The organism is Lacinutrix sp. MEBiC02595 (assembly GCF_053601555.1).
Genome location: NZ_JBSHNU010000250.1, coordinates 1 through 247 on the forward strand (window position 1 = coordinate 1; position 247 = coordinate 247).

Annotated in this window: 1 protein-coding gene; it reads left to right on the top strand. The window is 34.8% G+C overall.

Annotation, left to right across the window (positions count from 1 at the left end; genetic code table 11):
- Positions 1-247: hypothetical protein (locus tag ACVCZW_RS19435; RefSeq protein WP_452233239.1), on the top strand; the 247-nt coding region annotated here is incomplete at both ends.

The window sequence follows — 247 nt, forward strand, 5'->3', positions numbered from 1 at the left end:
CTGCTTGTAATGTAGTAGATGAAACGATAGAATGTGATGGTGATAATAACCAAACTTTAGCAGATACTTGGAATGCAGATAATATCGTAGAACTTCAAGCTTGTGCAGATGATATTAATGTAACTATTACTTCTGATTATGTTTTCACTAACCTAGCTACAACTTGTGGTGCTGGTGGAACTATTCAAGTAACATATACGGCTACTGATGATTGTTTAAATACTTCTTCGGTTACTGCTACACTTAC